General features: G+C 73.1%; 5 protein-coding genes. 4 read left to right on the forward strand and 1 reads right to left on the reverse strand.

The window, feature by feature from the left end; translation table 11 throughout:
- Positions 1 to 306: 306 nt before the first annotated feature.
- Positions 307 to 609, forward strand: coding sequence for a hypothetical protein (locus ABZU52_RS28530; protein WP_354974052.1), 303 nt, complete (start codon positions 307 to 309; stop codon positions 607 to 609).
- A 36-nt stretch (positions 610 to 645) separates the two neighbouring features.
- Here ABZU52_RS28530 and ABZU52_RS28535 read toward each other — a convergent pair whose 3' ends face one another.
- Positions 646 to 1,758, reverse strand: a complete 1,113-nt coding sequence (locus tag ABZU52_RS28535; RefSeq protein ID WP_354974053.1) for a hypothetical protein — start codon at positions 1,756 to 1,758, stop codon at positions 646 to 648.
- A gap of 128 nt (positions 1,759 to 1,886) precedes the next feature.
- Between ABZU52_RS28535 and ABZU52_RS28540 the strand changes: the two genes are divergently transcribed.
- From ABZU52_RS28540 to ABZU52_RS28550, 3 genes are read left to right on the forward strand one after another with little or no spacing between them, the layout of a single operon-like run.
- Complete coding sequence (locus ABZU52_RS28540; RefSeq protein WP_354974054.1) at positions 1,887 to 3,026, forward strand: hypothetical protein; 1,140 nt, start codon at positions 1,887 to 1,889, stop codon at positions 3,024 to 3,026.
- 13 nt (positions 3,027 to 3,039) lie between these two features.
- Positions 3,040 to 4,152 carry an ATP-binding protein gene (locus ABZU52_RS28545; protein ID WP_354974055.1) on the forward strand — a complete coding sequence of 371 codons (1,113 nt, stop codon included), beginning with the start codon at positions 3,040 to 3,042 and terminating at the stop codon, positions 4,150 to 4,152.
- A 51-nt stretch (positions 4,153 to 4,203) separates the two neighbouring features.
- Entirely contained in the window at positions 4,204 to 4,848 is a 645-nt protein-coding gene (locus ABZU52_RS28550; protein WP_354974056.1) for a response regulator transcription factor, read from the forward strand.
- The last annotated feature ends 83 nt before the right edge of the window (positions 4,849 to 4,931 follow it).

A 4,931-nucleotide genomic window follows, 5' to 3' on the forward strand; every position in this document is an offset into this window, starting at 1 on the left:
GCCTCGGCGCGGTGTTTCGCTTCGTGTCCCGCGCCGCCCTCTACCGCGCCCTCTTCGCCCCGCGCGCCGCCGTCGCCGGGCTGGCTGGCCCCCGCCCCCACCCCCCCCCCCCCGCCAACCGGCGAGCGAGTTCGCCAGTGGTGCAAGGGGCGGTACCGATGCTGCGCAGGGCGTTCGCCCGGGTGCGACCGACAAGGCCGATCAGCGCGGACATCTGGCGGCCGGGTCCTGCGCGCCCGCACCCCCGACGGCGTCGATCAGGAGATCCACGCCCTGCTCATCGTCTACCAGGTGTTACGCACCGCCATGGTCGACGCCACCGACAGCCGGCCCGGCCTCGATCCGGACCGGGCCAGCTTCACCACCGCCCTCAACGCCGCCCGCGACCAGGCCGTGCACGCCGCCGGCGTCATCGCCGACACCGTCATCGACCTGGTCGGCGTCATCGGAGACCACGTCCTGGCGAACCTGCTACCCGACCGCCGCATCCGGACCAAAACCCGCATGATCAAACGCTCGAACTCCAAATATCAGGCCCGCGGACCCCACATCGACCGCCGCACCTACAAAGCCACCACCAGCATCGACGTCATCACCAACGAACCTTGACGGACCAGCCAACGCCTTAACTGAACGGCGTTGCCGCTAGCCCCGGTTTCCCGCGCGCGCTCGGGCCGGTGGCGCACCTACCGGCCCGAGGTGCGCGTAGCGGTGGTAGTAGCCGGCGAGGGCGACCGCCAGCGAGATCGACCACAGTGGGAAGAGGAACCAGCCCAGGCCACCGGCCCCCCAGTACGCCCAGTCGTAGACCGGCTCTCCCCACAACTGGAACGTGTCGAGTTGGCCGGGCAGTCGCACACCCAACTGGCCCAGCAGCAGCCCCCGACCGAACGCGAAGATGCCGATGACGGCCGACCCGCCGAGCAGCAGCGGAAACCACATCGGCACGACCCGGCCGCGCAGCACCGGGATCCAGCGGGGGAACACCCTGCCCCACCCGGCCAGCAGCCCCGAGGTCAGCACCACCCCACCGATCGCGAACGACGCGAGGGTCGGCTCGATGTAGACGTTCTCCGGCTGGTTGCGCAGCAGGGACACGACGAACGGCTCCGGCGCCCCGACGGCCCAGCCCCGGGACCAGGCCAGCCGGATCAGCGCGTACGGCATCGGGCAGACCATGGCGACGTAGGTGGCGATCCGGCCCACGCGTACCCAGGCGGCGGCTCGGCGCTGCCGCCGTCCCGGCGACTCGTCGTCGTCGGCCCGGTCGGCGTACGCGACGCTGGCCAGGAGGAACAGGGCCGCACCCACAGCGGTGACGACCTGGAACAGGGTCGGCCAGTCCACCCGCAGCCAGGCGATCGGCAGGAAGCCCAGTGGTGGCAGCAGGACGATCATCCGCGCGTCCAGCACGACACACACGATCACGGCCGCGAGGGCGACACCCCCGATGATCACGAACCTGCGCCGGCGCGGGTGGTGCTCCCGGGCGTCGAGCTGCGCCGCCACGACGAGCGCCAGCACACCGAACGCGGCGATGAGCGGCCCGCCCACGGCACGCTCCAAACCGGCCAGCAGCGAGGAGTAGTCCGGCCCGGTGCGGTCGTTGCGCCCGAACGGGTAGCCGGCGCCCCCGACGGACCAGAAGACGCCCATCGCGACGAGGAACCAGGACCACCCGCTCGCCGCGGCGGGCATCCACGGCCGCCAGGACCGCCACCCGCTGTGCGTCGCCGCCGACGCTGTCAACGCTGTCATGACGGCAGTCTCGGCCACCGGACACGCCCCCGACATCTGCCGGAGGGGATGGATCGGTGGCGTCGAACCGGCGCGGCTCTGCCTGCCGGGCGACGCGCGGGCGCCCGGTGGCTGGGCAGGATCGAACCATGCGAAGGCGACAGTTGACATCCGCGCTGGTGGCGCTCCTTCTCGCCGGGATCACCATGGTGGCGCTCCCCCGGTACGGCGACACCGCCGGCTGGCGGGACACCTTCAGCCCGGCCCTTCCGCCGCCGAGCGGAGCGCACGACGTGGGCGTACGGCGGATGCGGCTCGTCGACCACGACCGCCGCGACCCGTGGCGCCCGGACGACGATCGGACCCTGATGCTCGACGTGCACTACCCGGCCGACGCGGGGTCCCGGCCGTTGGCGCACTACGCCGTCGCGCCGGCGCTGACCGAGTTCGGCTGCCTCGCCTGGGCGCCCGGCGAGGAGCGACGTCTGGGGCTACTGCCGGACGAGGTCAACTGGATGTTCCGTACCCGCTCGCACGAGTGGGCGCCGCCCGCGGGCGGTCCGTTCCCCGTCCTCGTCGGCTCGCCTCCGCCGGGGGTGATGCGCACGGCCTACACCGGTATCGCCGAGGAGCTGGCCAGCCACGGGTACGTGGTCGTCACCGTCGACCACCCGTTCGACGCGCCGGCGGTCGATCTCTACCCCACCCGGCGGGTGATCGAGCCGACCGACGCCGTCGCCACCGTCTCACGCGCGGACGCGGACGCGACAAGGATCGCCGACATCGCGTACCTCACGAGCAGGCTGACCGATCTGGACCGGCAGCTCAGCCCGGCGCTGGACCCGCGACGGATCGGCCTCTTCGGTTGGACGGGCGCGGACGGCACCCAACGCGCCCGCCTCGCCGGCCTGCCCGGTGTGGCCGGCATCGCGGACACGACCGGCGCCACCCGTGTCACCGGCACCGACACCGTGCCGCTGCTCGTCGTCGGCGGCTCGCCAGACGCCGACCAGAGCGGCACCGAGCGGCGCGGCTGGCGGGCGACAGTGACAATCCCCGGCGCGTCCCCCCGCTCGCTCACCGACGACGGCGTGGTCCTGACGCAGATCGCGCGACGCTACCCGCGCGCCGAGCCCGTCGTGCGACGAGATGTCGGCTCGGCGCAGCCACTGGCGTACCGCACCGTCCGTCGCTCGCTCGTCGGCTTCTTCGACCAGCACCTGAACGGCGCGCCCGCCGGCACGCTCGCCGTCGAGTCGGGCGTCACAATGGACGTGGTCGCGTCGTGAGATGCTGACCCGCATGAGACGGCTCGCCTGGGTGGCCGCCGGGGTCGTCACCGTCCTGGCACCCTGGTACGGCCAGCCGGCCGCGCTGCGGCTGACCGCCTGGATCACGGTCCTCGCCGCGACGCTGGCGATCTCGTCGCCCCGGTCGGCCGCCCGCGTGCCGCTCGCCGGCACGGCAGCCGTCGTCTCTCTGTGCGGGAGCCTCTGGGCCCTGCGGTTCCTCGGCTACGACTTCGTCGACGCGGGCAACGACTCCAGCAAGGTGTTGCTGTGGACCACCGTCGAAGTGGGCGCGCTGACCGCCCTCGGTGTCGCGCTGACCCGGGGGTCCGGCCGGCCCGGTCGACTGGCCGGAGGGCTCCTGCTGATTCCCGGCGGCGCTGTCGGCTTTCGGCTCCTGCCCGACGCCGCCATCGGAGAACAGCTGTTCCTGAGCGCCCTGGGCGCCGTCACGGTGCTGGCGGGAGCGCTGCTCGGTCACTATCTTCGCCGGCTCGACGAGCTGCGGGTGACAGCCGTGGAGCAGGCCCGGTCCGAGCAGCGGCGCATGGTGGCCGCCGACCTGCACGACTACGTCGCGCACGACATCGCCGGCATCGCGGTCGTGGCGCAGTCCGCGCGGATCGTGGGCGGCAGCGACCCGGCAGCGGTGATCGAACAGGTCGAGCGGGCCGCGTCCCGTGCCCTGCGGCGGCTCGACCACAGCATCCGGCTGATGCGCGACGACGACGAACGCACCGCCCGCCAGTACGGTCTCGCCGAGGTGGCCGACCTGGTCGACGTCCACCCGCTGCCGGTCGAGCTGACGATGACGGTGCCGAGGCGCGACGACGTTCCCGCCGCGATCCAGGCCACCGCGTACCGGGTGGTATCCGAGGCGCTCACGAACGTGGCCCGACACGCGCGCCCCGGCGTCGCGGTGCGGGTATCGGTGACCCAGCGGGACGGGCAGCTCGACATCGTGGTGGCCAACGACCTGCCGGCCCGCGCGACGCCGTCGCAGGCCACGGGCACCGGGGCCGGCTTGGCATCGCTGCGGTCCCGTGTGGAGGCGCTCGACGGGACGATGCGCGCCGGTGTCGAGGACGGATCGTGGCGGGTGCGCGTCACGTTGCCGATAGGCTGAGTCGATGCCCCTGCGTACGGCTCCAGGGCTGGGTGTCCGGCCGGCGGCCCGATGACCGACGTCGTGATCGCCGACGACCACGACATGGTCCGGCACGGCTTCCGCATGGTGTTGTCGGCGCAACCCGACCTCACCATCGTCGGCGAGGCCAGCAACGGCAACGCCGCCTGGGACCTGGTGCGCCGCTTGCGCCCCGCGGTGTTGCTGGCGGACATCCGGATGCCCGGAATCGACGGCCTGGAACTCGTCCGCCGCATCGCCGCCGCGCCCGAGCTGGACACCAGGGTGATCGTGGTGACCACCTTCAACGAGGACGAGTACGTGACCCGGGCGTTGCGGGACGGCGCGAGTGGTTTCCTCCTGAAGGTCTCCGCGCCGGGGCTGCTCGTCGAGGCCGTCCGGGCCGCGCTGGCCGGCAACGCCCTGATCAGCCCCGAGGTCACCGTCCGCCTGCTGGAGCGGTTCAACACCGGCCGCGAACCGCTCCAGGCGGACCCGTCGTTAACCCCCCGCGAGCGGGACGTCGCCGCGCTCGTGGCCCGGGGGCTGAGCAACGAGGAGATCGGCGCGAAACTCCACGTGTCGCCCGGCACCGTCAAGACGCACGTCGCCCACATCTCGCTGAAGCTGGGCAACGTCACCCGGGTACGCATCGCCGCCTGGGCATGGGAATCCGGTCTGGTGTCCCGCCTCTGACAGCGGACCGGAGCCAACGCCCGGCCGGGCGGGGGGGGGGGGCGGGGCGGGGTGGGGGGGGGGGGGCGGCCGGGGCCCCCCCG

Source organism: Micromonospora sp. NPDC005220 (assembly GCF_040607895.1).
Lineage (GTDB): Bacteria > Actinomycetota > Actinomycetes > Mycobacteriales > Micromonosporaceae > Micromonospora.

Bases quoted from the DNA above. Each gene is read 5' to 3' on its own strand.
- ABZU52_RS28530 (WP_354974052.1), top strand. From the start codon at position 307: ATGGTCGACGCCACCGACAGCCGGCCCGGCCTCGATCCGGACCGGGCC.
- ABZU52_RS28545 (WP_354974055.1), top strand. From the start codon at position 3,040: ATGAGACGGCTCGCCTGGGTGGCCGCCGGGGTCGTCACCGTCCTGGCA.
- ABZU52_RS28535 (WP_354974053.1), bottom strand. From the start codon at position 1,758: ATGACAGCGTTGACAGCGTCGGCGGCGACGCACAGCGGGTGGCGGTCC.
- ABZU52_RS28550 (WP_354974056.1), top strand. From the start codon at position 4,204: ATGACCGACGTCGTGATCGCCGACGACCACGACATGGTCCGGCACGGC.
- ABZU52_RS28540 (WP_354974054.1), top strand. From the start codon at position 1,887: ATGCGAAGGCGACAGTTGACATCCGCGCTGGTGGCGCTCCTTCTCGCC.